The sequence below is a fragment of the Actinosynnema sp. NPDC091369 genome, from assembly GCF_044757065.1.
In the GTDB taxonomy this organism is placed as follows: Bacteria; Actinomycetota; Actinomycetes; order Mycobacteriales; family Pseudonocardiaceae; genus Actinosynnema.
Genome location: NZ_JBIVUG010000001.1, coordinates 1,533,637 through 1,558,512, shown reverse-complemented (window position 1 = coordinate 1,558,512; position 24,876 = coordinate 1,533,637). Strand labels below are relative to the sequence as shown.

Below are 24,876 nucleotides of genomic sequence, written 5' to 3'. Positions count from 1 at the left end.
AGCGGCAATCTACGTCCGCAACCGGTTAGCTGGCAGGCGTGGACCCGTTGCTGCCCGACCTGGCCCCCGTCGACGACCCGTACTCGTTCTCCGAGCTGCCGGAGGACGACCTCAACGCCTCGTGGATCGCACTGCGCACGCACTCGCTGCACTGGCACCCCGGGGCGGACCTGGAGGACCTGCTGCGCCGGTGGCCGCTGACCGGCGAGGGCGACCCCGAGACGGCCGCGATGGTGACCGTGCCCAGCCGGGCCGTCGAGGCCGCGGACGTGCTGTCGCGGCACGGCTTCGCGCCGATGGTGGTGGTCGCGGCCCGGCTGCCCGGCCGCGGGCGCGCAGGCCGTTCGGCGGTGGCGATCCGGCCGCTGGCGCCGGAGGACGTGGACGTCGCCGTCGAGCTGCACCTGGAGACGATGCGGTTCGACAGCCGGTTCGGCATGGTCACCGCGCGGCCGTCCAGCGAGGCGCGGCTGCGCGAGCACGTCACGTCGCTGCTGGAGCGCCCCGAGCCGTGCGGGTGGCTGGCCGAGAGCGGCGGCGAGGCCGTCGGGTTCCTGTACTGCGACCTGCCGGGGCACTCGGACTGGATCGCCTCGCGGACGTCCGTGCGGCCGGTGGCCTACATCGGGCTGCTGGGCGTGCGGGCGGACTCGCGCGGCAAGGGCGTCGGCGCGGCGCTGGTCGACCACGCCCACTCGGTGCTGGACGGGGCGGGCGTCGGCGTGACGCTGCTGCACCACGCCCTGCCCAACCCCCTGTCTACGCCGTTCTGGTACTCCCACGGCTACCGGCCGCTGTGGACCACCTGGCAGCGGCGGCCCGCCCGCTAGACCTTCGCCAGCTCCCCGCGCTCCTGCCGCAGGCCGCCGCGGATCTCGTCCAGCACTTGGCGCGCCTGCGTGGCGGCCACGTGCTGCGCCGCGCCGCTGCCGATCGCGTCGCGCAGCGCCAGCCACACCGCGGCCTCGTCCTCGCGGACCGCGGTGAGCAGGTCGCGCTGCTCGGGGTAGGGGTGCAGGGCGATCCGGTCGGTGCAGGACTTCAACGTGGCCAGCGTCGCCCCGGGCACCTCACCGGTCAGCGCCACCCGGTCGAGCTTCGCGGGCAGGTCCACCGCCGCGAGCTCGGACAGCGACAGCGGACCGAAGTCGAGCACGGTGTTCAGGCCGTACTCCAGGTCGTCGGCGGCGTGGAGCAGTTCGCGCGAGTCGGCGCGCGGGGGCTCGGCTCGCCGCCCCGAGGACCGGACGACCAGGCCGAGGGCGACCCCGGTCGCGAGTGCGGCGAGGGCGATGAGGATTTCGCTCATGTGTTCCAGTCTCGACGCCCCCTCGGTCCCGCTCGGACCAACGGGCGACAACGGGTCGATCGGAGCGCCGGCCGGTCACGGGTAGTTCGGTTGGGCTGATCGGCTCAACCGGTCGGCGTGGCGACGTAGTCCGAACGGCGCAGGAGGGGACAGTGGGAGGCGGCCTCGTCCGCCTGAGTGAACTTGTCCGGCCGGGGTACTCGAAGTACAGGTCCAGACCTCCTACAAGGTGAGGGAAGCAGGCGGAAAGGATGGGCGAGGGGGTCGCCATGAACGTTGCGAGGGAGCTGTCCGGGCGGGCGAAAGCCATGCTCCGCGCCGTTGCCGCAGGTAGGGCTCAGCTGACCGGGGGACGCGAGCCGGACCTGTACGTGGACGGGTTGCCGTGCTGCGACCAGATGGTCACGCACGACCTGGTGCACGCGGGGCTGCTGCGGGCGCGGCGGGCGGTGGGTCTGGACGAACGCGCGGACGCCGAGCTGACGGAAGCGGGCCGAGCCGCCATCGCTTAACCCTCGAACAGGCGTTCGATATGGGTTATGCTGCACATGAGGCCGGCACGCAAGCGAGAGGAAGCGCTTGCGCGCCGGCCTCACCTACATCCGGTAACACCACCCCGACGCCGGACCCGACACCCGACTCGCCCCTCACGAACGGGGGTCCGGGGGCAGCGCCCTCCGGGCGGGGTCCGGGGGTCGCACCCCCGGAGGGCACAACGCAAAACCCCTGCTCGCGCTTTCCGCGAACAGGGGTCTGCGTTTCGTGTGGCGGGTAGAGGATTCGAACCTCTGTAGCTTTCGCGACGGATTTACAGTCCGCTCCCATTGGCCGCTCGGGCAACCCGCCCCGCCCCCGGTGGTGCCGGGTGCGGTGCAGACAATACATAAGCCCGTGGGGGGATGTGCAACCGGGTTCCCCGGTAGGCTTCCGGGCGGTTCCAGACCCACCTACGCGGAGGTACCGGGCACGTGGCAGACCCGTCGTTCGACGTGGTGAGCAAGGTCGACCGCCAGGAGGTCGACAACGCGCTCAACCAGGCCGCCAAGGAGCTGAGCACGCGGTTCGACTTCCGCGGCACGGGGACGCAGGTGTCCTGGGCGGGCGAGGAGGCGATCACGTTCCAGTCGGAGACCGAGGAGCGCTGCCGGGCCGCGATCGACGTCTTCCAGGAGAAGCTGGTCAAGCGCGGCATCTCGATGAAGGCGTTCGAGATCGGTGACCCGACCCTGTCGGGCAAGGTGTTCAAGGTGACCGGCAACGTGGTCCAGGGCATCTCCAGCGAGAAGGCCAAGGAGATCGCGAAGAAGGTCCGCGACGAGGGCCCCAAGGGCGTGCAGGCGCAGATCCAGGGCGACCAGCTGCGCATCTCGGGCAAGAAGAAGGACCACCTGCAGGACGTGATCGCCCTGCTCAAGAACTCCGACTTCGGCATCGCCCTCCAGTTCACCAACTACCGATGAAGGGCATCGTCCTCGCCGGGGGCAGCGGCACGCGGCTGCACCCGATCACGCAGGCGGTGTCGAAGCAGTTACTGCCGGTGTACGACAAGCCGATGGTGTACTACCCGCTGTCGGTGCTGATGCTGGCGGGCGTGCGGGAGATCCTGCTCATCTCCACGCCGGTGGACCTGCCGCTGTTCCGCCGCCTGCTCGGTGACGGCTCGCAGTTCGGCCTGGACATCTCCTACGCCGAGCAGGCTCACCCGAACGGGCTGGCCGAGGCGTTCGTCATCGGCGCGGACTTCATCGGCGACGACGACGTGTCGCTGGTCCTGGGCGACAACATCTTCTACGGGCAGGGCTTCTCCAAGGTCCTCCAGCACCAGGCCACGTCGCTGGACGGCTGCGTGCTGTTCGGCTACCCGGTGAAGGACCCGGAGCGGTACGGCGTCGGCGAGGTCGACGCGGGCGGCAGGCTGGTCTCCATCGAGGAGAAGCCGGCGCGGCCGAAGTCGAACAAGGCCATCACCGGCCTGTACTTCTACGACAACGAGGTCGTGTCGATCGCCAAGGGCCTCGAGCCGTCGCCGCGCGGCGAGCTGGAGATCACCGACGTCAACCTGACCTACCTGCGCCAGGGTCGGGCGCAGCTGGTGGACCTGGGCCGCGGTTTCGCGTGGTTGGACACCGGCACGCACGACTCGATGCTGGAGGCGGGCCAGTTCGTGCAGGTGCTGGAGCACCGGCAGGGCGTGCGCATCGCGTGCCTGGAGGAGATCGCGCTGCGGATGGGGTTCATCAGCCCCGACGAGTGCTACGCGCTGGGCGAGAAGCTGGCGAAGTCCGGCTACGGCCAGTACGTGATGAACGTCGCACGGGAAGTCCGCTAGGGCGTCCGGCGGGCCAGCTCCTCGAGCCGCCGCACGCGGTCGGCGATCGGCGGGTGGGTGGAGAACAGCCTGGCCAGGTTCTCCCCCGCCCGGAACGGGCTGGCGATCATCAGGTGCGACTGGGCGACCACGGCCGGTTCGGGCGCCAGCGGCGCGGCCCGCGTGCCGAGGTCGATCCTGCGCAGCGCCGAGGCCAGCGCCAGCGGGTCACCGGTCAGCTCCGCGCCCGACTCGTCCGCCTGGTACTCGCGGGACCGGCTGACGGCCAGCTGCACGATCGCGGCCGCGACGGGCCCGAGCACGGCGATGAGCAGCAGCGCGAACGGGTTGGGCCGGTCCTCGTCGCCCTCACCGCCGCCGAAGACGCTCGCGAAGATCGCGAGGTTCGCCAGTGCGCTGACCGCGCTGGCCAGCGCCCCGGCCACGCACGAGATGAGGATGTCGCGGTTGTAGACGTGCGACAGCTCGTGCCCGAGGACGGCGCGCAGCTCCCGCTCGTCGAGCAGGTCGAGGATGCCGGTCGTGCAGCAGACGGCCGCGTTGCGCGGGTTGCGGCCGGTGGCGAAGGCGTTCGGCGCGATGGTGGGGCTCAGGTACAGGCGCGGCATGGGCTGGCGCGCGGTCATGGCCAGCTCGCGGACGATCCGGTACAGCGCGGGCTGCTCCACCTCGGACACCGGCCGGGCGCGCATGGCGCGCAGCGCGAGCTTGTCGGAGTTGAAGTAGGCGTAGGCGTTCACGGCGAGCGCCAGCAGCAGGCCGACCAGCAGGGCGGTGCGCCCGAACAGCGAGCTGATCGCCACGATCAGCCCGCTCATGGCAGCGAGCAGCAACGCGGTCTTCAACGCGTTGAAGTGCTTGTGCACGCTTCGCCTCCGGGTGTGCCTACGTCCCCTCCCTCAACGCGCCCGGTCGGCGCGTGGTTCCGGTACCGGGGCGTGCCGGGCGTGTGGCGGTGGTCTCCGGGGCCGGTTCGGCGCCCGCGTCCAGCGGCGGTGGCGGCGGCACGTGCGTGACCCAGGTGGCCAGCACGTCGCGTTCGTGGACGAGTTCGGCGACCGCGCCCTCGCCGTCCGGGCCGCCCGTGCCGGGGTAGGAGAAGTCCGGCGCCCAGTGCAGGGCGTCGAACGGGCACGCCTCGACGCAGATGCCGCAGTACAGGCACTGGCCGTAGTCGATGGCGAACCGGTCGAGCACGTTGCGCGCACGGGGCCGGGCCGAGCCGGGCTGCTGCTCGACCTCGGTGTGCGAGTCGATGTGGATGCACCAGTCGGGGCACTCGCGGGCGCAGATCATGCACACCGTGCAGTTGGCCTCCAGCAGCGCGATGACGCCGCGGGTGCGCGGGGGCAGGTCAGTCACGGATGTCCTCCTCGGAGCGCTCGTAGCGCGGTCCCCACGACGGGTCGGGGACGCCGGGCGGCGCGGTGCGCCTGCGGCTGGGCGCGGACGTGCCGTCCTCGCCCGGTTCGAGCCGGCCGGGCCACGGGCGCACGACCCGGGACGCCAGCACGAAGTCCTTGCGCAGCGGGTGGCCGCTGAAGCTGTCGGGCAGCAGCAGGTGCGCCGGTTCGCCGTCGGCGAGGGTGATGCCGAACATCTCCGCCGCTTCGCGCTCGTGCCACGCCGCGCCCGCCCACAGCCCGGCCACGCTGGGCAGGGCGTCGTCCGGTCCGAGCTCGGTGCGCAGCAGCAGGCCGTCCTTGGTGACCGGGTCGAGCACGTGCAGCAGCACGGCGTGCCGCTGCCCGGCCGCGCCGGGACGGCCCGCGTCCTCGACGCCGAGCCAGTCGAACTGCGCGCAGCCCAGCTCCTCGCGGGCGTGGCGGGCGGCGTCGAGCCACGCGTGCAGCGGCACGTGCGCGGTCGTCTGGCCGAACGCCGTCGTGACCCGGGCGTCGGGGACGCGGTCGGGGATGCGGGAGGCCGGTGCCTGCGACGCGGCGCTCACGACACCATCCGGTGCAGCGCGGCGAGGCCGTCGAGCAGGGCCTCGGGGCGGGGCGGGCAGCCCGGCACGGCGACGTGCACCGGCAGCGCCTGGTCGATGCCCTTGGTGACGCTGTAGGAGTCCCAGTACGGGCCGCCGGTGTTGCTGCACGCGCCGACCGAGATCACGTAACGGGGTTCCGGCATCTCCTGGTAGGTCGCGATCACCGCGGGCAACATGGCGTCGGTGACCGTGCCGGAGACGACGAGCACGTGTGCCTCGCCCGCCGCGTGCACCGGGTCGACCCCCAGGGCTTCGAGCTGGTCCGGGCGGTGGCCCTCCAGCGCGGCCATCACCTCGACGCCGCAGCAGGCCAGGCCGAGGTCGAGCACGGTGACCCGGTACGTCGTGCCCCAGTCCAAGGTGGAAACCGTCACGCGGGTGAGGTTAATACGTGGGGGCCCGTCGGGCTGCTGCCCGGCGGGCCCCCAACCCCCCAATACCCCCCTGATTGCTCCCACGTGAACAAGCACCTGGTTGCGGCAGAAGTCTCTTACGGATCGCGTATACCTGTCCAGGGAAATCCATCAAGATCTTCGGATAATTTCAGCACGAACTGTGGTCAAGTTCAGTACAACTAATCGGTAGAACATCACGCCCCGACCCGAGAGGCCCTGCATGTCCACCTCGGCCCAACTGCTCCTGCCCGCCGGCAACCAGCTCAGCAGGCTCCTGCACACCTCGCCGCTGCTGCTGGACACCACGTTGGACCAGCTCAGGACGCTGATCACGGTGTACGAGACGCGGTCGGCGCTGCGCGCGGCGCGGGTCCTCGGCCGGGAGCAGTCCAGCGTGCAGAAGCAGATCGACACGCTCAACCGCAACTTCAAGTCGTTGTGCGGCGAGCCGCTGGTCGTCAAGCAGGGCCGAGGAAAAGACGTGCTGATCACACCGACCGGCGAGGCGTTGGTTGAATTGGCACGGACCACGTTGAGCGAGTGGCTGGATTCGATTCACGAGTGCCGGCGCAAGCTCGGCACCACCGTCACCGTCGGCACGACGCGGTTCATGCTCGACTCGCTGGCCAAGGCGTGGCACCACGTGGCGGACGACTTCCGCCGCCGCGACGTGGAGCTGAAGGTCGTGCACATCCGCACGAAGGACATCTGGAAGAGCCTGGAGTCCAAGGAGGTCGACATCGTGTGCGGCAGCGTGGTCACGCACGCGGGCCGCAACAGCGGCGTCGAGGACTTCGACGTGATCGAGTGGCGGCGCGGCGGGTTGGCGCTGCTCACGAACCTGCCGGAGAGCAAGCTGGGCACGAGCGTCGGCACCGGGGAGTTGCCGAAGCTGCCGCTGGTGGTGCCCGGCGAGGGGTTGATCGCGGAGTTCCTGCGCGGCTGGTTCGGCCTGGACTACCGGAACGAGCTGGACATCGCGGCCGAGATCGACGAGATCCAGTACGGCATGTCGTTGCTGCGGTCCGGGCTCGTCGAGGGCTGCATGATCGTCACGTCGGGCCTGGGCGTGGTGGCGGCGAACAACGAGCTGCGCGAGGGGTCGGGCCTGCGGGTGGTCGAGCTGACCAACGACCGCAAGCCGCAGCTGGAGCGGCTGGTCGGGGTCTTCGCCCGCAAGGAGGAGCGGGCGAAGTTCCCGGCCGACCACCCGTTGAACCTGCTGTGGGCGGCGTTCCAGCGCGAGGTGTCGGACTAGCGGTCCCGGCCTAGCGCGCCGGGTCCGCCGGGCGTTCCTCGCGGCGCCGTTGGGCCTGGCGCACCAGCCACTCCAGTCCGGTCATCGGCTTGGGGACCTCAGGCTTCTGCCGTTCCACGGGCTCCTCCTGCTCCTGTTGCGGTTGGGGCGACGGACGCTGGGCGTCGAGGTCGTTCATGGCGCGCTCCCTACCTTGGTCGACAGCGAGTGCCGTCGATCGGAGCACCGACGGGGGTCCGTCCGCTAGGGCGATCAGCCCTATGGGTGACGACGGCGGCTCAGCGCCGACCGGTGGCGAAGGCGTCGCCGTAGCGCTCGGCGTAGCGGGTGGGCGTCTCGCCGAACATGGCGGCGAAGTCGCGGACGAAGTGCGGTTGGTCGGCGTAGCCGAGGTCCGCCGCCAGGGCCGCCCAGTCGATCTCACCGCCCGCCGCCATGCGCTCGGTCACCTCGTGCAGCCGGTACCGGCGGATCACCCACTTCGGGCCCACGCCGACGTGCTCGGCGAACAGGCGCTGGAGCCGCCGGACGCTGCCGCCCGCCTCGCGGGCCAGCACGTCGACCCGCGTGATCGAGGGGTCCTCGACGATCCGGTCGACGAGCTCCACCGCCTGCCGGGCCTTCGGGTCGGGCTCGGGCAGGTTGCGCCGGAGCATCGCCTCCACGCTGCCGAGGTCGGCGTGGGCGGGCAGGTGGTCGAAGACCGCGGCGGCGGGGACGGTCCGGTCGGTGAGCGACTGGACCGGCGCGCCGAGGAACGGCCGGAACGCGCCGGGGCGGAACGCGACGCCGAACACCCGGCCGGCGCCGTCGAGCTCCTTGGCCACGTGGCCGCTGGACACGCCGGTGACCAGCGCGTCGCCGCCCTGGAACGCCAGGTGGACGTTCGGGTACGGCACGATCAGCTGGCGGTAGGGCCGCTCGTAGCGCCACTCCACCACCCAGTACCGCGCCACGTGCCCGGCCAGGTCGGGCGACGGCCGGTGGAACTCGTGGCGCTGGTGCCGCCGCCACTCCAGTTCGCGCTCGTCCCTCGTCACGCGGCGAGCGTATGTCGCCTTTGTTCAATACACCCGCGAAGTCCCGTCCCTACAGTGCCCGCATGTCCCGTGAGCAATTGATCGACCATGCCGTGGCGACCGCGTTGGAGGTCCTCGGGAACGTCAAACCGGACCAGCTGGACGCGCCGACGCCGTGCACCGAATTCGACGTCCGCGCGCTCCTGAACCACCTGCTGTTCTGGGGTCCGTCGCTGAACGCGGCCGGGCGCAAGGAGTCCTCGGCGCTGCCCGCGGCCACCGAGGCGGAAGCGGACCTGACCGCGGGTGACTGGGAAGCGGATCTGACGGCCGTGCTGCGGGACCGGGTCGGCGCGTGGCGCGAGCCGTCGGCCTGGGAGGGCACGACGACGCTGGGCGGCCCGCAGGAGATGCCGGCCGCGATGATCGGCGCGATGGTGCTGGGTGAGACCGTCGTGCACACGTGGGACCTGGCGCGCGCGACCGGGCAGACGCCGTCGTGGGACGCGGAGCTGCTGGCATTCCTGCACGCCGACCTGCTCCAGACCGCGCAGATGGGGCGTGACATGGGCATCTACGGTCCGGAGGTGCCCGTGCCCGCGGACGCGCCCCTGATCGACCGGGTCGTCGGCCTCACCGGCCGCACGCCGTAGCGGCTCGCGCCGGCCGGACGATCCACGCCCGCTATCGGGAATGCCGATAGCGGGCGTTGTCGTGTCGTTCGTCGGCGCCGTGACGTGCGGCAGCACGGGTTGTTCGTCGGGGAAGGCGTCAGCGATCAGCTCAGCACCCATCCCACGTCAGGACGGCACGAGTGAGTGTTCCCGAGACCGCCCACCTGGATCCCGACACGCCCAACATCGCCCGCATCTACGACTACTACCTCGGCGGGGTGTTCAACCTTCCGGCCGACCGCGAGCGCGCGGACGTCATCAAGTCCGTGCTGCCGGGCATGGAGATGCTCGCCCGGTTCAACCGCGGCTTCCTGCGCCGCTCGGTGGCGTTCATGGTGGCGCGGGGGATCGACCAGTTCCTCGACCTGGGCTCCGGCCTGCCCACCGCGGGCAACACGCACGAGGTCGCCCAGGCGCTCGACCCGCGCGCCAAGGTCGTCTACGTGGACCACGAGCCGGTCGCCGTCGCGCTCGGCAGGCGCATCCTGCGCGACAGCCCGAACGCGGTGATGGTCGAGGCCGACGCCCGCCGGGTGGACGCGCTGTTCGCCCATCCCGCCGTGCGGGACGTGCTCGACCTGGACCGGCCGCTGGGGATCATGATGACCGGCGTGATGGTGTTCGTGGGCGACCACGAGGACCCGGTGGGGCTGATGAAGGCGTACCGGGACGTGTGCGCGCCGGGCAGCCACATCGCGCTGTCCCAGCTCACCGACGAGCGGGCGGACCCGGAGACCAAGCTCCAGGTCCACGCCATGGTCGAGGCTTACCAGGGCGTGATCGAACAGCTCCACGTCCGCGACCGGGCGGGTGTCGAGGCCCTGTTCGACGGGATGACCCTGGTTAAACCGGGCGTGACCCCGATGCCCGAGTGGCGGCCCCACCCGGACACCGACATCCCCACCGGCAGCCCCGCCCTCCACCTCGGCTACGCCGCCGTGGGCCGGGTGGACTGACCACCCCCGGCACGCGCCGGCCGGCCCTGCTCGGCACCGGCCGGCGCTCGGGGTGCTCTCAGTCGCGCAGTTCCATCGTGCAGCACTTCGGGCCGCCGCCGGACTTGCGCAGTTCCGAGATGTTCACGAAGACCGGGTCGAAGCCGCGGCGGGCGAGCTGGTCGGCCAGGGCGGTCGCCTCGACCGGCAGGACGACGTGGCGGCCGTCGCAGACGGCGTTCAGGCCCAGGCAGGCGGCGTCCTCCTCGGTCGCGATGACGGCGTCCGGGAACAGGCGGCGCAGCACGCGTTGGCTGCCCGGGGAGAAGGCGTCCGGGTAGTAGGCGATCAGGTCGTCGGCGAGGACGAACAGCGCCACGTCCAGGTGGTAGTAGCGGGGGTCCGTGAGCTGGAGCGAGATCACCGGGACGCCCAGGACCTCCTGCGCCTCGGAGTGGGCCAGCGGGTCCGTGCGGAAGCCCGTGCCGGCCAGCAGGTACCTGCCGGTCCAGGTGAAGTCGCCCTCGGCCTCGTTGGTGCGCTCGGGCATGACGACGTCGCGGTAGCCGTTGGCCAGGAACCAGCGGCGGAAGTGGTCGGCTTCGGCGGCGCGCTGGGGCGCCCGGAAGCGGGAGCCCAGGACCTGGCCGTCGATCACGGTGCCGGAGTTGGCCGAGAACACCATGTCCGGCAGGCCCGGCTGGGGGTCGATGGTCTCGACCCTGTGCCCCAGCCGCTCGTAGGTCTCCTTCAGGGCCGTCCACTGCTCCATCGCCAGCGACGTGCTGATCGGCTGCGTGGGGTCCATCCACGGGTTGATCGCGTACTCCACGGTGAAGTACGCGGGCGGGCACATCAGGTACCGACGGGTGGTCGGCACGCGCACCTGCGCGGCGGGCGTGGCGACGTCGAGCACGATCGGCTCGTCACCGGGGCCCGCGAAGGAAACCGAGGTCATGGATCGAAATGTAGATTGCCCTTCGACCCTCGAACAACGCCGCGATATTGCGTCTTCTAGGGCAGAATGTTGCGTGTGGACACGATCGACCAGCGAATCATTTCACGCCTGATGGCCAACGCCCGGTCCAGCTACGCCGACATCGGCAAGGAGGTGGGCCTGTCCGCGCCCGCGGTGAAGCGGCGGGTGGACAAGCTGCTGGACACGGGCGTGCTGCGCGGCTTCACGGCCGTCGTCGACCCCGAGCAGCTCGGCTGGGGCACGGAGGCGTTCGTCGAGGTGCACTGCCGCGGCAACGTCGCGCCGCACGACATCCAGCAGCGCCTGGAGACGATGCCCGAGGTGCGCGCCGCCTACACCGTCTCCGGCGCGGCGGACGCGATCGTGCACCTGCGCGCGGCCAACATCCACCACCTGGAGACCGCGCTGGAACGGCTGCGCGCCGTCGAGATCATCGACCGCACGGTCTCGACCGTCGTGCTGTCCCGCCTCCTGGACCGACCACCGGCCCCCTAGAGTCGCCCGCATGGCCGAAGTGCTCCTGCAACGCTCCGACCGCGTGGCGGTCATCACCGTGCACGACCCCGAACGCCGCAACGCGCTGACGCTCGACCTGTCCGACCAGCTCGTGGCCGCCGTCCGGACCTGCGAGGACGACACCGACGTCCACGCCGTCGTCGTCACGGGCGCGCCACCGGCGTTCTGCGCGGGCGCGGACCTCACGGCGCTGGGCGAAGCACGGGAGGAGGGCCTGCGGCGCATCTACGCCGGGTTCCTCGCGGTGGCCCGCTGCACGCTGCCCACCATCGCCGCGGTCGGCGGCGCGGCGGTCGGCGCGGGGCTCAACCTGGCGCTGGCCTGCGACGTTCGCCTGGTGAACGCGAACGCGAGGTTCGACGCGCGGTTCCTCCAGCTGGGCATCCACCCCGGCGGCGGGATGACGTGGATGCTCCAGCGGCTGGTCGGACCCCAGACGGCGACCGCCATGACGCTGTTCGGCCAGGTTTTGGGCGCGGACGCGGCGGTATCCCACGGGCTGGCCTGGTCACGCGTCGACGGCGGGCAGGACGAGCTCGTCGCCGCCGCGGTCGAGTTCGCGCGCCCTTCGGCCGAAGCTTCGCGCGAACTGGTGCGCACCACCAAGGCGTCCATGCGCACGACCGCGACCCTGGACGACCACGCCCAAGCGGTGGACACCGAGCTGGTGCCCCAGGTCGCCTCGATCGCGACCCCGGAGTTCCAGGCCAGGCTGGCGGAGATGAAGGCCAGGATCAGCGGTCGCCGGTGACCTGGACAGACCGCGCGGCTACCTGTAACTTTGAGTAACAGTTACCGGCCAGTACTACTCGATTCATGCCCAGTTGACGCCCCGCGCACCAGGTGGGACGAACCGTCCCGCAGAGTGGTACAGGAGAAACCGGCACCCAGTCGGGCACGACTACCCTCGCGGAGGGGCACGGGGGCAGCAGCCCCCAGGCGGTTGTGAGGAAAGGGATCGGCGTAGGACATGACTACCGACGTTGGTAACGGCGCCGCGCCAGGTGGCTCGCCTGAGCAGACCTCGCCTGGGCAGACCGGGCCCGGGAACACTGCTCCCGGGGGGAACGTGCCCGGGGGGAACGTGCCCGCGGGGAACGGCGCGGTCCGCAAGCTCGACCGCGTGGTGATCCGCTTCGCCGGCGACTCCGGCGACGGCATGCAGCTCACGGGTGACCGCTTCACCTCGGAAGCCGCCGCGTTCGGCAACGACCTCGCCACCCAGCCGAACTTCCCGGCCGAGATCCGGGCGCCACAGGGCACGCTCCCGGGCGTCTCCAGCTTCCAGCTGCACTTCGCCGACTACGACATCCTCACCCCCGGCGACCGCCCCGACGTGCTGGTGGCGATGAACCCGGCGGCGCTCAAGGCGAACATCGACGACCTGCCCAAGGGCGGGATCCTGATCGTCAACACCGACGAGTTCACCAAGCGCAACCTGGTCAAGGTCGGCTACGCGGCCGACCCCCTCGAGGACAACACGCTCACCGAGACCTACCAGGTGCACAAGGTCGCGATGGCCACGCTGACCATCGGCGCGCTGGAGAACACCGGCCTGGGCAAGAAGGACGCGGAACGGGCGAAGAACATGTTCGCCCTCGGCCTGCTGTCCTGGATGTACCACCGGCCCACCGAGGGCACGGAGCGGTTCCTGCGCGAGAAGTTCGCCAAGAAGCCCGACATCGCCGAGGCCAACGTGCTGGCGTTCCGGGCGGGCTGGAACTACGGCGAGACGACCGAGTCGTTCGCGGTCACCTACGAGGTCGCGCCCGCCAAGCTCAACCAGGGCACCTACCGCCAGATCACCGGCAACACCGCGCTCGCCTACGGCATCGTGGCGGCCGGTCAGCAGTCCGGGCTGCCCGTGGTGCTGGGCACGTACCCGATCACGCCGGCGTCGGACATCCTGCACGAGCTGTCCAAGCACAAGAACTTCGGCATCACCACGTTGCAGGCCGAGGACGAGATCGCGGGCATCGGCGCGGCGCTGGGCGCCTCCTACGGCGGCGCGCTGGGCGTGACGTCGACGTCCGGCCCCGGTGTGGCGCTGAAGTCCGAGACCATCGGCCTGGCCGTGATGACCGAGCTGCCGCTGATCGTCATCGACGTGCAGCGCGGCGGCCCGTCCACCGGCCTGCCGACCAAGACCGAGCAGGCCGACCTGCTCCAGGCGATGTTCGGCCGCAACGGCGAGTCGCCGGTCGCGATCGTCGCGCCGCAGTCGCCCGCGGACTGCTTCGACGCCGCGCTGGAGGCCGCGCGCATCGCGCTGGTCTACCGCACGCCGGTGCTGCTGCTGTCCGACGGGGCGATCGCCAACGGCTCCGAGCCGTGGCTGATCCCCGACCTGTCCGAGCTGCCCGACCTGGGCGTGGAGTTCGCCACCGAGCCGAACTCGCCCGACGGCGAGTCGTTCTGGCCGTACCTGCGCGACCCGGAGACGCTGGCGCGGCCGTGGGCGGTGCCCGGCACGGCGGGTCTCCAGCACCGCATCGGCGGCCTGGAGAAGGCCGACGGCTCCGGCAACATCTCCTACGACCCGGCCAACCACGACCACATGGTGCGGCTGCGGCAGCGCAAGATCGACGGCATCGAGGTGCCCGACGTCGAGGTCGACGACCCGTCCGGCGAGGCGCGCGTGCTGGTCGTGGGCTGGGGCTCGTCCTACGGCCCGATCGGCGCGGCGGCGCGCCGGGTGCGCAAGCTGGGCATGCCGGTGGCGCACGCGCACCTGCGGCACCTCAACCCGTTCCCCAAGAACCTGGGCGAGGTCCTCGCCCGGTACGACCGGGTCGTCGTGCCGGAGATGAACCTCGGCCAGCTGGCGCTGCTGCTACGCGCCAAGTACCTGGTCGACGCGATCAGCTACACGAAGGTGCAGGGCCTGCCGTTCAAGGCCGAGGAGCTTCAGGACGTGCTCGCCGACGTGATCAAGGGAGTGTCCGAATGACGGCGACGGAACTGGGCCTGCCGACCGTTGGGGGTCTGGTCGGCGTGCCCACGGCGGACGAGCCGCAGAAGGCCAAGGACTACAAGTCGGACCAGGAGGTCCGCTGGTGCCCCGGCTGCGGCGACTACGTGGTGCTCAACGCCGTGCAGTCGTTCCTGCCCACGCTGGGGCTCAAGCGCGAGAACATCGTGTTCGTGTCCGGGATCGGCTGCTCTTCGCGGTTCCCGTACTACATGAACACCTACGGCATGCACTCCATCCACGGGCGCGCGCCGGCCATCGCGACCGGCCTGGCCGTGGCCCGGCCCGACCTGTCGGTGTGGGTCGTCACCGGTGACGGCGACGCGCTGTCCATCGGCGGCAACCACCTGATCCACACGCTGCGCCGCAACGTCAACCTGAAGATCCTGCTGTTCAACAACCGGATCTACGGCCTGACCAAGGGCCAGTACTCGCCGACGTCGGAAGAGGGCAAGGTCACCAAGTCCACGCCGCTGGGCTCGCTGGACCACCCGTTCAACCCGGTGTCGCTGGCGCTGGGCGCGGAGGCCACGTTCGTCGGTCGCGCGGTCGACTCGGACCGGGCGGGGCTCACCGAGGTGCTGCGGCAGGCCGCCGAGCACCGCGGGTCGGCGCTGGTGGAGATCTACCAGAACTGCCCGATCTTCAACGACGGCGCGTTCGACGTGCTGAAGGACTCCGACGAGGCCGCGCGCCGGATCATCAACGTGGTCGACGGGCAGCCCATCACGTTCGGCAACGGCGAGTACTCCGTGGTGCGGGCGGGCTTCGGCCTGGCCGTGGCGAAGTCGGCGGACGTCTCGCCGGAGGACGTCGTGGTGCACGACGCGTCGGACCTGAACCTGGCGTTCGCGCTGTCGCGGCTGTCGACGCAGGACTTGCAGCACACCGTGACCGGTGTGTTCCGCAACGTCGCGCGGACGACGTACGACGACGCGGCGCGGGCGCAGGTGGAGCAGGCCAAGGCCGCGAAGCCCGCGGACCTGCGGGCGCTGCTGCACGGCAAGGACACGTGGACCGTGACCGGCTGAGACCCGTCGCGTGAGAGGGCCCCTGTTCCGCCTCCCGGAACAGGGGCCCTCTTCGTGCGGGCGATCGCTTCGCAGCGGCCCTGGCTCGTCGTGCCCGCGTTACGGGGCCTGGCGGAAGCCCGCCTTCTCCGCGTCCGCGGTGGTGCGGAACCAGACGTCGGCGCGGGTCTCGCGGAAGTTCGCCGACTCGTTGGTGAAGTAGCGGCGGCCGGTCAGGGTCGCCTTGACCTGGAACTCCGGCGCCGGGGCCAGGCCGTCGGACTTCGGCAGCACCGAGCCGGGACCGAACGGCGAGCGCGGGTTGAAGCCCTCCTGCTGGCCCTGGAAGCGGGTGCTGCCGGGCGCGGGCCTGCCGCCCGTGCTCGGGCTGAACCCGACCGGGCGCGGGCGCACCGGGCGCGGCGGCGGTGGCGTGACCGGCTTCGGCGACGAGAGCGGCGCGGGGGGCGGCGTGCGCGGGGCGCCCGCCGGGCGGGTCGGGCGCTGCGGCAGGCCGGTCGGGTTCATCGGCACCGGGTTGCCCGCCAGCAGCTCGGGCGAGAGCGTCGGCACGAACGGCTGGTCGTTGCCGGACGACGACGGCGACGGGGCTGGGCGGCGCTGTTCGAGCTCCGGCACCTGCTCGTCGTCCTCCAGCGGCTCGAACAGGCTGCGCGGCCGGGCCGGCTCGTCCTTCTTCGGCTCCGCCTTGGGCTCGGGCTGGCGCGCGGGCAGGGGCTGGTCGGCCGACTGCGGGACGAACGTCGGCTCGAACGCCGGGGGCTCGGGCCGCGGCTCGGGCTCCGGCGTCACGACCTCCGGCCTCACGGCCTCCGGCGTCACGGCTTCCGGCTCGGCCGGTTCGGGCTCCGCCTCGCGGGTGGGCTCCGCCTCCGGCTCGGCCGGTCGGGGGTCGGCCACGGCGCGGATGATGTCGGTCTGCGGCCCCTCGTCCTCACGGGACTCCGCGGGCCGGGGCTCCGCGGGCGGGCGCGCCTCGTCCTGGCGGCCGTCCTGCTGCCGCGCCAGGTCGTTCAGGAACGCCTCGTCGCTGGACGTGGGCGCGGTGGCCGGCTCGCTGCGGGCCGACTCGACCTCCACCGGCGCGAAGTGGCCGGTCAGGTCGTGCTCGGGCCACACCTGCGGCTCGGGCTCCTCGGTCCCCCGCTGCTCGCCGTCCACCTCGGCGATCGCCTGCGCCAGCGCGGTGGCCGGGATGAGCGCCGTCGTCTCGGTCGAGCCGGGCCTGCGCTCGGGCTCGTCCTCCTCCTCGTGGCCGGCGGTGTCCACGTCCTCGTCGTAGACCTCCTTGACCGGCTCCTCGCGCCACACCTCGCGCGGCTGGAAGACCTCGACCTCCGGCGGCGCGGTCGGCTCCTCCTGGCGCGGCGCGACCTCCGCGACCGGGCCGGACGGCACCGCGGGCATCAGGTGCGTGGTCGCCTCGGCGGGCAGCTCCGGCTCGTCCTCGGGCTGGTGGGGCCGCGGGCGGGGCCTGGGCTCCAGCGTCTCGCGGGTGTCCGCGCCCGGCGCGAGGCGGTCGAACAGGCTGCGCGGCGGCTCGGCGTCCAGCTCGGGGAAGTCGTGCTGCTCCTCGAAGTCCGACAGCGGCCGGTGCTCGTCGTCCAGCTCCTCCAGCAGCGAGTCGCGCTGGTCGAGCTTCATGTTCGACACGTCGTAGCGGACCGGCTCGGGCGCGGCCTCGAACCGGGGGCGTTCGGCGGCGACCTCGTACCGCGCGGGTTCGGGGGTCAGCACGTCGTCGGCCAGCGAGCGCGACGCCTCGACGTGCCAGTTGTCGAACTCGTCGACCGCGTCGGCCTTGGACGCGGCGGAGGACGCGGACGAGCCGGACGCGGGGCGCGGCGACGTGAGGAGGCGTTCCTCCAGGTCCTCCAGCTCCTTCTTGGCCGGACGCACCAGGACGAACCAGGTGAGGGCCACGCCTGCCACGAAGGACAGCAGGCTCCACAGCCACACCTGCCCGAAGAGCGAACTCACGGGAGACCCTCCCACTGCTGCTTGTCACACACCCCGACACGCTCCGCTCCCGAGCCTTCACCCGGTTGGGGAAGCGGTGCAAAACTACCCTGACCGCCGGGTCCGGCGCGTGGGGCCGGCCGGACCTGGGACCAGGGTTCGATAGTAGGCCACTCGGAGCAACTGACCAGCCAAAACGGTCGGCGTAGAGTAGTCCGTGTGCCGCCGCTGACCAATGCCTCCAGTGCTGCGACAGATGTCAACCGCACGAACCGGGGGATCGCTTTCGGCGTCGGCGCCTACTTCCTGTGGGGCCTGGTGCCCGCGTACTGGCCGTTGTTGCAGCCGGCCGGGTCGGTGGAGATCCTGGCGCACCGGATCGCGTGGTCGCTGGTCGTGATGGCCGTCATCACCGCGGTGCTGGGCCGGTGGTCGGGCATCCGCCGGCTGTCGGCGCGCGGGTGGGCGATGGTGGCCGCCGCGTCCGTGCTCATCGCGGTCAACTGGGGCGTCTACATCCACGCGGTGAACACCTCGCACGTCGTCGAAGCCGCGCTCGGCTACTTCATGAACCCGCTGGTCAGCGTGCTGCTCGGGGTGTTCGTGCTGCGGGAGCGGCTGCGGTGGCCGCAGTACGTGGCGCTGGGCATCGCGGTGGCGGCCGTCGTGGTGCTGGCGGTGGACTACGGCCGGCTGCCGTGGATCTCGCTGGCGCTCGCGTGCTCGTTCGGGGTGTACGGGCTGCTGAAGAAGACCGTGCCGCTGGACGCGACGGGCAGCCTGACCGCGGAGAGCATCGTGCTCGCGCCGATCGCGGTCGGGTACCTGATCTGGCTCGGACCTGCGGGGACGTTCCACTCGGGCGGGTGGGGGCACGCGCTGTGGCTCGCGTCGGCGGGCCTGGTGACCGCCGTTCCGCTGATCCTGTTCGGGGCGGGTGCCCGGCTCGTGCCGCTGGTGACCATGGGGATGTTGCAGTACCTGGCTCCCGTGCTGCAGTTCGCGTGGGGCGTGTTCGTGATGCACGAGCCGATGCCCGCGTCCCGCTGGTTCGGCTTCGCCCTGGTCTGGCTGGCCCTGCTCGTCTTCACCGCGGACACCATCCACGCCCGCCGCCGCCTCCCCCTCCCTGACCTGACCTGACCCGCGAGTCGAACACTCAGGTCCCGAGTGTCGAACGCTCAGGACCCTTGAGTTCCACGCTCAGGCCCCCTGAGTTCCACGCTCAGGACGTGCCGAATGTGGAACTCAGGGGACCTGAACGTTCGACTCGCGGGACCTGAACGTTCGACTCGCGGGACCTGAACGTTCGACTCGCGGGACCTGGAGGTTCGACTCGCGGGTCAGTGGGAGCGGGTGACGACGTAGTCGCTGACGGATTCGAGGGCGTCGCGGGCCGTGCCGGCCGGGAGGACGCGCAGGGTGGCGCGGGCGCGGGCGGAGTAGTCGTCCAGGGTCGCGCGGGCCCGGCGGAGGCCGGAGGAGGCGCGCAGCAGCGACAGGGCCTCGTCGACCTCGGCGTCGTCGGCGATCGGGCCCGACAGCAGCCTGGCCAGGCGCGAGTCCGGCTCGTCCTCCAGCGCGTACAGCATGGGCAGCGTCTTCACGCCCTCGCGCAGGTCCGTGCCCGGCGTCTTGCCCGACTCCTCAGACGGCGACGCGATGTCGATGACGTCGTCGGAGATCTGGAACGCGGCCCCGATGACCTCGCCGTACGAGCGCAGCGCCTCCACCTGCTCCGGCGTCACGTCGGAGAACATCGCCCCGAACCGGGCGGCGGTGGCGATCAGCGAACCGGTCTTCTCCGCGATCGTGGTCAGGTAGTGCGAGACCGGGTCCTCGCCGGGCCGCGGGCCCATCGTCTCCCGCATCTGGCCGGTCACCAGCTCGGAGAACGTCTCCGCGATGATCCGCGCCGCACCCGTGCCCAGGTCCGCGACCAGCGCGGACGCGTGCGCGAACAGGTAGTCGCCGGTCAGGATCGCGATGCTGTTGTCCCACTTCGCGTTGGCCGACTCCGCGCCGCGGCGCATGGTGGCCTCGTCCATCACGTCGTCGTGGTACAGCGTGGCCAGGTGGGTCAGCTCGACGACCGCCGCCGCCTTGATCACGCTCTCCCGGTCCCACGTGCCGCCGAACTGGGCGGACAGGATGGTGAACAGCGGGCGGATGCGCTTCCCGCCCGCGCTCACCAGGTGCAGGGACGTCTCCATCACCGGGTGGAACTCGCTCTGCACGACCTTGTGCAGGAGCTCTTCCACCTCGGCCAGCCCGTCCTGAACCACCTCCGCGAGCACGGGGTCCGCAAACCGGAACCCCGTCCCCGCCCGCTCGCTACTGGTCACGGCTACAGAGCCTACGTACCACTAGAAGATGAACGTTCCGGCACCCGCCCAATCGAGGGCAAACGACGGGAAGACGCCGAGCACGAGCGTGATCGCCGCACCCAGCGTGATGGCCACGGTGGTGAACGCGCCGGGCACGCTCACGGTCGGGCCGTCCGGCGCGGGCTCGCTGAAGTACATCAGCACGATCACCCGCAGGTAGAAGAACGCCGCCACGGCCGAAGCCACCAGGGCGATCACGACCAGCGGCACCATGTCGGCCTCCACGGCCGCCGCGAACACCACGAACTTGCCGACGAAACCGCTGGTCAGCGGCAGGCCGGCGAGCGCGAGCAGCAGGAACGTGAACACGCCCGCGACCACCGGGGACCGCTTGGCCAACCCGGCCCACTGGGACAGGTGGGTGGCCTCGCCGTCGCCGTTGCGGACCAGGCTGACGATGCCGAACGCGGCGATCGTGGTGAAGCCGTAGGCCATCAGGTAGAACATCGTGCCGGACAGGCCCTGGTCGTTCAGCGAGATCGCGCCGATGAGCAGGAAGCCCGCGTGCGCGACCGACGAGTACGCGATCATCCGCTTCACGTCGGTCTGGGTGAGGCCGAGGACCGCGCCGATCACCATGGACACGATCGCCACGCCCCACAGGACGCCGTTCCACTCCCAGCTCGACCGCTCGAACGCGCCGTAGAGCACGCGCAGGATGCCGCCGAACGCGGCGACCTTCGTGCACGCCGCCATGAACGCCGTCACCGGCGTGGGCGAGCCCTGGTAGACGTCCGGGGTCCAGGCGTGGAACGGGCCGACGGACGCCTTGAACAGCAGGCCGACGACCAGCAGGCCGAAGCCCGCGTACAGCAGCGTGTCGGACCGGTCGGTGGCCGTGGTGGCGGTGGCGATGTCGGACAGCTTCACCGAGCCCGCGAAGCCGTACAGCAGGGCCACGCCGTACAGGAAGAACGCCGACGCGAACGCGCCGAGCAGGAAGTACTTCACCGCGGCCTCCTGCGACAGCAGGCGGCGACGGCGGGCCAGGCCGCACATCAGGTACAGCGGCAGCGACAGCACTTCCAGCGCGATGAACATGGTGAGCAGGTCGTTCGCCGCGACGAAGACCATCATCCCGCCGAGCGCGAACAGCGTCAGCGGGAACACCTCGGTCTGCATGCCGAAGCGGCTCGCCTGTGCCCTGGTCTGCACGGCCGTGGCCCCGGAGCCCGGGTACAGCTGCGAGCCCTGGCCCGGCAGGATCGAGGCGTCGGCGACGAACGCGCCGCCCGGCTCGACCGACCGGTCGGCGATGAGCAGCACCGCGCCCAGGCCGAGCAGCAGCAGCGTGCCCCACAGGAAGATCACCGGCCGGTCGACCGCGATGGTGCCCGCGAAGGTCAGCTTGCCCTGGTCGGGCGTGGCCTCCGCGGACGCGTACAGGGCCAGCCCGGCGCCCGCGGCGGCGAGCGTGAGCAGGACCAGCACCACCTGCGCCGCCCACCGCTGGGCCTTGGGCAGGAACGCCTCGAAGAGCACGCTGAGGCAGGCCGCGCCGAGCACGATCAGCAACGGTGCGACGGCCCCGTAGTCGATCTCCGGGGCTTGCAGCCGTTCCACGTTCTGCGAGAGGAACGTCGTCACGTCACTTGCCTTCCTGCGCGACCGGGTCGGCCACCCCGACCTCGCTGAGCGTCGCCCCGACGGACGGGGTGATCACGTCCAACACCGGCTTCGGGTAGAAGCCGAGCACCAAGATCAGTGCCACCAGCGGCGCGAGCACGGCCAGTTCGCGCTTGTTCAGGTCCGGCACCGACGCGCGCTCCGGGTCGACCGCCGCGCCGGGCCCGCCGACCGCGTCGATCAGCGCCGTGCCGCGCACGGGGCCCTGGAACACGCGCTGGTACAGCCACAGGACGTACAGCGCGGCCAGCACCATGCCGACGGCGGCCAGCACCGTGTAGACCGGCTCGTTCGGGTAGGAGCCGATGAGCACCAGGAACTCGCTGACGAACGAGTTGGTGCCCGGCAGCGCCAGCGACGAGAGACCGGCCACGAAGAACAGCCCGCCCAGCACCGGGGTCAGCTTGGCCATGCCGCCGTAGTCCTCGATCAGGCGCGACCCGCCGCGGGCCATCACCATGCCGACGACCAGGAACAGCATGCCGGTCGAGATGCCGTGGTTGACCATGTAGAGCACCGCGCCGGTGCCGGCCTGCGAGCTGAACGCGAAGATGCCCAGCGCGATGAAGCCGAAGTGCGCGATCGAGGTGTAGGCCACGAACCGCTTCATGTCGGACTGGCCGACGGCGAGCAGCGAGCCGTACAGGATGCCGACGACGGCCAGGACGAGCACCAGCGGCGCGAGCTCCTTGCTGGCCGCCGGGAACAGCGGCAGGCAGTAGCGCAGGAACCCGAACGTGCCGATCTTGTCCAGGATGCCGACCAGCAGCACGCCCGCGCCGACCGGCGCCTCGGCACCGGCGTCGGGCAGCCACGTGTGCAGCGGCACCAGCGGCGCCTTGATCGCGAAGGCCACGAAGAAGCCGAGGAACAGCCAGATCTGCGTGGACAGCGGCAGGTCGCGGGTCACCGTGACCAGCGTCGCCCAGTCGAACGTGCCGTGGCCGATCTTGTCCGCGCTGACCACGTACAGGCCGATCACCGAGGCCAGCATGATCAGGCCGCCGAGCAGCGAGTACAGGAAGAACTTCATCGCCGCGTACTGCCGGTTCGGCCCGCCGAAGCGGCCGATCAGGAAGTACATCGGGACCAGCACGGCCTCGAAGAACACGTAGAACACGAACACGTCGGTGGCGGCGAAGACGCCGACCATGCCGGTCTGCATGGCCAGCAGCAGCGCGAAGAACCCGCCCGCGCTGCGACCCTCGGGCAGCTTGTCCGCCCACGAGCCGCCGATGACGACCGGCACCAGGAACGCGATCAGCGCGATCATCACCAACGCGATGCCGTCCACGCCGAACGACAGGTGCACGCCGAAGGCCGGGATCCACTCGGCCGAGCTGGTCAACTGCAACCGCTCGCCACCCGGGTCGAACGCCGTCCACGCCAGCACCGCCAGCACCAGCTCGGCCAGCGAGAACGCCAGCGCGACCGTCTTGGCCAACCGGTCGTTGCCCCGCAGGAACGCCACCACCAGGCTGCCGACGAGCGGCAGCAGGAGCAGCGCGATCAGCGTCCAGCTCACGAGAACCTCACCATCAGCAGCGCGCCCAGGACGAAGACCGCACCCAGGAGCATGGAGAGCGCGTACGAGCGCACGAACCCGGTCTGCAGCCTGCGCAGCCGGCCCGAGCTACCGCCGAGCAGCGCCGCCGACCCGTTCACCAGGCCGTCGACGCCCTTGTTGTCCACGAACACCAGCGCGCGGGTGAGCCAGGTGCCCGGCCGCGCGAACAGCGCCTCGTTGAGCGCGTTGCCGTACAGGTCGGCACGCGCGGCGCGGACCGGGAACGAGACCCGGGCCGGCCGTTCCACCGGCTGCTCCCCGCGCAGGAAGAGCAGGAAGCCGAGCGCGGCGCCGAGCGCCGACAGGGCCAGCACCAGGATGTTCACCACGCCGTGGTCCAGCACGCCGTGCTGCTCCTGCAGCTCGCCCAGCGACGGCGTGAGCCAGCCCGCCAGGTTGTGGCCGGAGGAGAAGAACCAGCCCGCGCCGACCGAGCCGACCGCCAGCACGATCATCGGCAGCGTCATGCTGACCGGCGACTCGTGCGGGTGGTACTCGCGGCCGTCCGCGGAGCGCAGCTCGGTGTAGCGGGGCTTGCCCAGGAACACCAGGACGAACAGGCGGGTCATGTAGAACGCGGTCAGGCCCGCGCCCAGGGCGGCCACGCCGCCGAAGACCCAGCCGCGCCACCCCTCCATGCTGAACGCCGCCGCGATGATGGCGTCCTTGGAGAAGTAGCCGGACAGGAACGGGAAGCCGATGAGGGCCAGGTAGCCGAGCGTCCAGGTGACGAAGGTGATCGGCATCTTCTTCATCAGCCCGCCCATGCGGCGGATGTTGCCCTCGTCGTTCATGCCGTGCATGACCGAGCCGGCGCCGAGGAACAGCCCGGCCTTGAAGAAGCCGTGCGTGAGCAGGTGCATGATGCCCAGCGCGTAGCCGATGGGACCGAGGCCGACGGCCAGGATCATGTAGCCGATCTGGCTGACCGTCGAGTAGGCCAGCACCTTCTTGAAGTCGTCGTACGCGCAGCCGATGATGCAGCCGATCAGCAGCGTGACGCCGCCGATGATCATCACGACCAGGCGGCCGTCGGCCGACAGGTTGTAGATCGGGTTGGAGCGGGCGATCAGGTAGACGCCCGCGGTGACCATCGTGGCCGCGTGGATCAGGGCGGACACCGGGGTGGGGCCCGCCATCGCGTCGGGCAACCACGCCTGGAGCGGGAACTGGCCGGACTTGCCGCACGCGCCGAGCAGCAGCAGCAACGTGATGGCCAGCACCTCGGCCGACGAGAACTCGCCGACGCGGGCGAACACCTCGGTGTACTGGGTGGTGCCCAGCTCCTTGAACATGATGAAGATGGCGATCGCCAGGCCCAGGTCGCCGACCCGGTTCATCAGGAACGCCTTCTTGGCGGCCGACGCCGCTTCCGGCTTGTACTGGTACCAGCCGATGAGCAGGTAGGACGCCAGGCCGACGCCCTCCCAGCCGAAGTACAGCGTGACGAAGCCGTTGCCGAGCACCAGCAGCAGCATCGCGGCGACGAAGAGGTTCAGGTAGGCGAAGAACTTCCGCCGCCCGGCCTCGTGCGCCATGTAGCCGATCGAGTAGATGTGGATCAGCGACCCGACGCCGGTGATCAGCAGCACGAACGTCAGCGACAGCGGGTCCAGGCGCAGGCCGAACTCCACGTCGAGCGCGCCGACCGGGATCCAGTCGAACAGGTGCACCTCGGTGGTGCGCGCGTCCGGCGCGAGCGCGACCGTGTCGAGGAACAGCGCGACCCCGTACGCGAACGCGGCGATCACGGTGGCGCAGCCCAGCAGGTGGCCCCACTTGTCGGTGCGCTTGCCACCCACCAGCAGCACGAGCGCGCCGAAGGCCGGCAGGGCGAGCAACAACCAGGCGAGACTGCCGATCCCGCTGGCGGCAACAACGCCCGAAGACCCGCTCGCGGGGTCGAGCATCAGCACAGTCGTCACCGT

Annotated in this window: 25 protein-coding genes and 1 tRNA gene; 12 read left to right on the top strand and 14 right to left on the bottom strand. The window is 71.1% G+C overall.

The annotated features are described in order from the left end of the window. Nucleotides 1-38: 38 nt before the first annotated feature. A complete protein-coding gene (locus tag ACIQMJ_RS07810; protein ID WP_499760149.1) occupies nt 39-830 on the top strand; it encodes a GNAT family N-acetyltransferase in 792 nt (263 codons plus the stop codon). Here the strand turns inward: ACIQMJ_RS07810 and ACIQMJ_RS07805 are convergent. Then, a complete protein-coding gene (locus ACIQMJ_RS07805) occupies nt 827-1,309 on the bottom strand; it encodes a hypothetical protein (protein ID WP_499760148.1) in 483 nt (160 codons plus the stop codon). The genes ACIQMJ_RS07810 and ACIQMJ_RS07805 overlap by 4 nt on opposite strands. 269 nt (nt 1,310-1,578) lie before the next feature. On the opposite strand from ACIQMJ_RS07805, the gene ACIQMJ_RS07800 reads away from it, so the two are divergent. Next, entirely contained in the window at nt 1,579-1,821 is a 243-nt protein-coding gene (locus tag ACIQMJ_RS07800) for a hypothetical protein (RefSeq protein ID WP_499760147.1), read from the top strand. Between the two features lie 253 nt (nt 1,822-2,074). On the opposite strand, the gene ACIQMJ_RS07795 is transcribed toward ACIQMJ_RS07800, so the two are convergent. Continuing rightward, nucleotides 2,075-2,155, bottom strand: a tRNA-Tyr gene (locus tag ACIQMJ_RS07795). A gap of 122 nt (nt 2,156-2,277) precedes the next feature. Between ACIQMJ_RS07795 and ACIQMJ_RS07790 the strand changes: the two genes are divergently transcribed. Further along, nucleotides 2,278-2,769 (top strand): YajQ family cyclic di-GMP-binding protein, encoded by a 492-nt coding sequence (locus tag ACIQMJ_RS07790; RefSeq protein WP_499760146.1) that lies wholly within the window; start codon nt 2,278-2,280, stop codon nt 2,767-2,769. Further along, nucleotides 2,766-3,638, top strand: a complete 873-nt coding sequence (rfbA, locus tag ACIQMJ_RS07785; protein WP_499760145.1) for a glucose-1-phosphate thymidylyltransferase RfbA — start codon at nt 2,766-2,768, stop codon at nt 3,636-3,638. The genes ACIQMJ_RS07790 and rfbA overlap by 4 nt, the downstream gene beginning before the upstream one ends. On the opposite strand, the gene htpX is transcribed toward rfbA, so the two are convergent. From htpX to ACIQMJ_RS07765, 4 genes are read right to left on the bottom strand one after another with little or no spacing between them, the layout of a single operon-like run. After that, nucleotides 3,635-4,504 (bottom strand): zinc metalloprotease HtpX, encoded by an 870-nt coding sequence (gene htpX / locus ACIQMJ_RS07780; protein WP_499760144.1) that lies wholly within the window; start codon nt 4,502-4,504, stop codon nt 3,635-3,637. The two genes, rfbA and htpX, sit on opposite strands and share 4 nt — an antisense overlap. Before the next feature lie 19 nt (nt 4,505-4,523). Further along, nucleotides 4,524-5,000, bottom strand: coding sequence for a 4Fe-4S binding protein (locus ACIQMJ_RS07775; protein ID WP_499760143.1), 477 nt, complete (start codon nt 4,998-5,000; stop codon nt 4,524-4,526). Continuing rightward, a complete protein-coding gene (locus ACIQMJ_RS07770) occupies nt 4,993-5,589 on the bottom strand; it encodes an NADH-quinone oxidoreductase subunit C (protein ID WP_499760142.1) in 597 nt (198 codons plus the stop codon). The genes ACIQMJ_RS07775 and ACIQMJ_RS07770 overlap by 8 nt, the downstream gene beginning before the upstream one ends. Then, a complete protein-coding gene (locus ACIQMJ_RS07765) occupies nt 5,586-6,005 on the bottom strand; it encodes an NADH-quinone oxidoreductase subunit B (protein ID WP_499760141.1) in 420 nt (139 codons plus the stop codon). Before ACIQMJ_RS07765 ends, ACIQMJ_RS07770 begins: the two co-directional genes overlap by 4 nt. Before the next feature lie 241 nt (nt 6,006-6,246). Here ACIQMJ_RS07765 and ACIQMJ_RS07760 point away from each other — a divergent pair, with 241 nt between their 5' ends. Beyond that, entirely contained in the window at nt 6,247-7,284 is a 1,038-nt protein-coding gene (locus ACIQMJ_RS07760) for a LysR family transcriptional regulator (RefSeq protein ID WP_499760140.1), read from the top strand. Nucleotides 7,285-7,294: 10 nt separating this feature from the next. Here the strand turns inward: ACIQMJ_RS07760 and ACIQMJ_RS07755 are convergent, their stop codons facing one another. After that, nucleotides 7,295-7,462 carry a hypothetical protein gene (locus ACIQMJ_RS07755; protein WP_170232149.1) on the bottom strand — a complete coding sequence of 56 codons (168 nt, stop codon included), beginning with the start codon at nt 7,460-7,462 and terminating at the stop codon, nt 7,295-7,297. A 100-nt stretch (nt 7,463-7,562) separates the two neighbouring features. Further along, nucleotides 7,563-8,324, bottom strand: a complete 762-nt coding sequence (locus tag ACIQMJ_RS07750) for an AraC family transcriptional regulator (RefSeq protein WP_499760139.1) — start codon at nt 8,322-8,324, stop codon at nt 7,563-7,565. A 62-nt stretch (nt 8,325-8,386) separates the two neighbouring features. Here ACIQMJ_RS07750 and ACIQMJ_RS07745 point away from each other — a divergent pair, with 62 nt between their 5' ends. Continuing rightward, nucleotides 8,387-8,956, top strand: coding sequence for a TIGR03086 family metal-binding protein (locus ACIQMJ_RS07745; protein ID WP_499760138.1), 570 nt, complete (start codon nt 8,387-8,389; stop codon nt 8,954-8,956). Between the two features lie 161 nt (nt 8,957-9,117). Next, nucleotides 9,118-9,933 carry an SAM-dependent methyltransferase gene (locus ACIQMJ_RS07740; protein WP_499760137.1) on the top strand — a complete coding sequence of 272 codons (816 nt, stop codon included), beginning with the start codon at nt 9,118-9,120 and terminating at the stop codon, nt 9,931-9,933. Between the two features lie 58 nt (nt 9,934-9,991). Here ACIQMJ_RS07740 and ddaH read toward each other — a convergent pair whose 3' ends face one another. Beyond that, nucleotides 9,992-10,870, bottom strand: a complete 879-nt coding sequence (gene ddaH / locus ACIQMJ_RS07735; RefSeq protein ID WP_499760136.1) for a dimethylargininase — start codon at nt 10,868-10,870, stop codon at nt 9,992-9,994. A 75-nt stretch (nt 10,871-10,945) separates the two neighbouring features. On the opposite strand from ddaH, the gene ACIQMJ_RS07730 reads away from it, so the two are divergent. The 4 genes from ACIQMJ_RS07730 (at nt 10,946) to ACIQMJ_RS07715 (ending at nt 15,409) form a co-directional block, all read left to right on the top strand. Beyond that, nucleotides 10,946-11,386: an Lrp/AsnC family transcriptional regulator gene (locus tag ACIQMJ_RS07730; RefSeq protein ID WP_387486039.1), complete on the top strand. Its 441-nt coding sequence runs from the start codon at nt 10,946-10,948 to the stop codon at nt 11,384-11,386. Between the two features lie 10 nt (nt 11,387-11,396). Further along, nucleotides 11,397-12,158 carry an enoyl-CoA hydratase gene (locus tag ACIQMJ_RS07725; protein WP_499760135.1) on the top strand — a complete coding sequence of 254 codons (762 nt, stop codon included), beginning with the start codon at nt 11,397-11,399 and terminating at the stop codon, nt 12,156-12,158. 333 nt (nt 12,159-12,491) lie between these two features. Continuing rightward, on the top strand, nt 12,492-14,357 hold the full coding sequence (locus ACIQMJ_RS07720; protein ID WP_499760134.1) for a 2-oxoacid:acceptor oxidoreductase subunit alpha: 1,866 nt from the start codon (nt 12,492-12,494) through the stop codon (nt 14,355-14,357). Further along, nucleotides 14,354-15,409, top strand: coding sequence for a 2-oxoacid:ferredoxin oxidoreductase subunit beta (locus ACIQMJ_RS07715; RefSeq protein WP_499760133.1), 1,056 nt, complete (start codon nt 14,354-14,356; stop codon nt 15,407-15,409). The genes ACIQMJ_RS07720 and ACIQMJ_RS07715 overlap by 4 nt, the downstream gene beginning before the upstream one ends. 99 nt (nt 15,410-15,508) lie before the next feature. Here ACIQMJ_RS07715 and ACIQMJ_RS07710 read toward each other — a convergent pair whose 3' ends face one another. Then, nucleotides 15,509-17,389: a sunset domain-containing protein gene (locus tag ACIQMJ_RS07710; protein WP_499760132.1), complete on the bottom strand. Its 1,881-nt coding sequence runs from the start codon at nt 17,387-17,389 to the stop codon at nt 15,509-15,511. Between the two features lie 198 nt (nt 17,390-17,587). On the opposite strand from ACIQMJ_RS07710, the gene rarD reads away from it, so the two are divergent. Continuing rightward, entirely contained in the window at nt 17,588-18,511 is a 924-nt protein-coding gene (gene rarD, locus ACIQMJ_RS07705) for an EamA family transporter RarD (RefSeq protein WP_499760131.1), read from the top strand. Nucleotides 18,512-18,711: 200 nt separating this feature from the next. Here the strand turns inward: rarD and ACIQMJ_RS07700 are convergent, their stop codons facing one another. The 4 genes from ACIQMJ_RS07700 to nuoL are packed head-to-tail and all read right to left on the bottom strand — an operon-like array spanning nt 18,712 to nt 24,858. After that, nucleotides 18,712-19,713, bottom strand: coding sequence for a polyprenyl synthetase family protein (locus ACIQMJ_RS07700; protein WP_499760130.1), 1,002 nt, complete (start codon nt 19,711-19,713; stop codon nt 18,712-18,714). A gap of 21 nt (nt 19,714-19,734) precedes the next feature. Continuing rightward, nucleotides 19,735-21,342: an NADH-quinone oxidoreductase subunit NuoN gene (nuoN, locus tag ACIQMJ_RS07695; RefSeq protein ID WP_499760129.1), complete on the bottom strand. Its 1,608-nt coding sequence runs from the start codon at nt 21,340-21,342 to the stop codon at nt 19,735-19,737. 1 nt (nt 21,343) lies between these two features. After that, entirely contained in the window at nt 21,344-22,906 is a 1,563-nt protein-coding gene (locus ACIQMJ_RS07690) for an NADH-quinone oxidoreductase subunit M (protein WP_499760128.1), read from the bottom strand. Then, nucleotides 22,903-24,858, bottom strand: coding sequence for an NADH-quinone oxidoreductase subunit L (gene nuoL, locus ACIQMJ_RS07685; protein ID WP_499760269.1), 1,956 nt, complete (start codon nt 24,856-24,858; stop codon nt 22,903-22,905). Before nuoL ends, ACIQMJ_RS07690 begins: the two co-directional genes overlap by 4 nt. Nucleotides 24,859-24,876: the final 18 nt, after the last annotated feature.

Excerpts from the sequence above, each read along its gene's own strand:
- ACIQMJ_RS07805 (WP_499760148.1), bottom strand. The coding sequence starts at position 1,309 with ATGAGCGAAATCCTCATCGCCCTCGCCGCACTCGCGACCGGGGTCGCC.
- ACIQMJ_RS07800 (WP_499760147.1), top strand. The coding sequence starts at position 1,579 with ATGAACGTTGCGAGGGAGCTGTCCGGGCGGGCGAAAGCCATGCTCCGC.
- rfbA (WP_499760145.1), top strand. The coding sequence starts at position 2,766 with ATGAAGGGCATCGTCCTCGCCGGGGGCAGCGGCACGCGGCTGCACCCG.
- ACIQMJ_RS07760 (WP_499760140.1), top strand. The coding sequence starts at position 6,247 with ATGTCCACCTCGGCCCAACTGCTCCTGCCCGCCGGCAACCAGCTCAGC.
- ACIQMJ_RS07755 (WP_170232149.1), bottom strand. The coding sequence starts at position 7,462 with ATGAACGACCTCGACGCCCAGCGTCCGTCGCCCCAACCGCAACAGGAG.
- ACIQMJ_RS07745 (WP_499760138.1), top strand. The coding sequence starts at position 8,387 with ATGTCCCGTGAGCAATTGATCGACCATGCCGTGGCGACCGCGTTGGAG.
- ddaH (WP_499760136.1), bottom strand. The coding sequence starts at position 10,870 with ATGACCTCGGTTTCCTTCGCGGGCCCCGGTGACGAGCCGATCGTGCTC.
- ACIQMJ_RS07725 (WP_499760135.1), top strand. The coding sequence starts at position 11,397 with ATGGCCGAAGTGCTCCTGCAACGCTCCGACCGCGTGGCGGTCATCACC.
- ACIQMJ_RS07715 (WP_499760133.1), top strand. The coding sequence starts at position 14,354 with ATGACGGCGACGGAACTGGGCCTGCCGACCGTTGGGGGTCTGGTCGGC.
- nuoL (WP_499760269.1), bottom strand. The coding sequence starts at position 24,858 with ATGCTCGACCCCGCGAGCGGGTCTTCGGGCGTTGTTGCCGCCAGCGGG.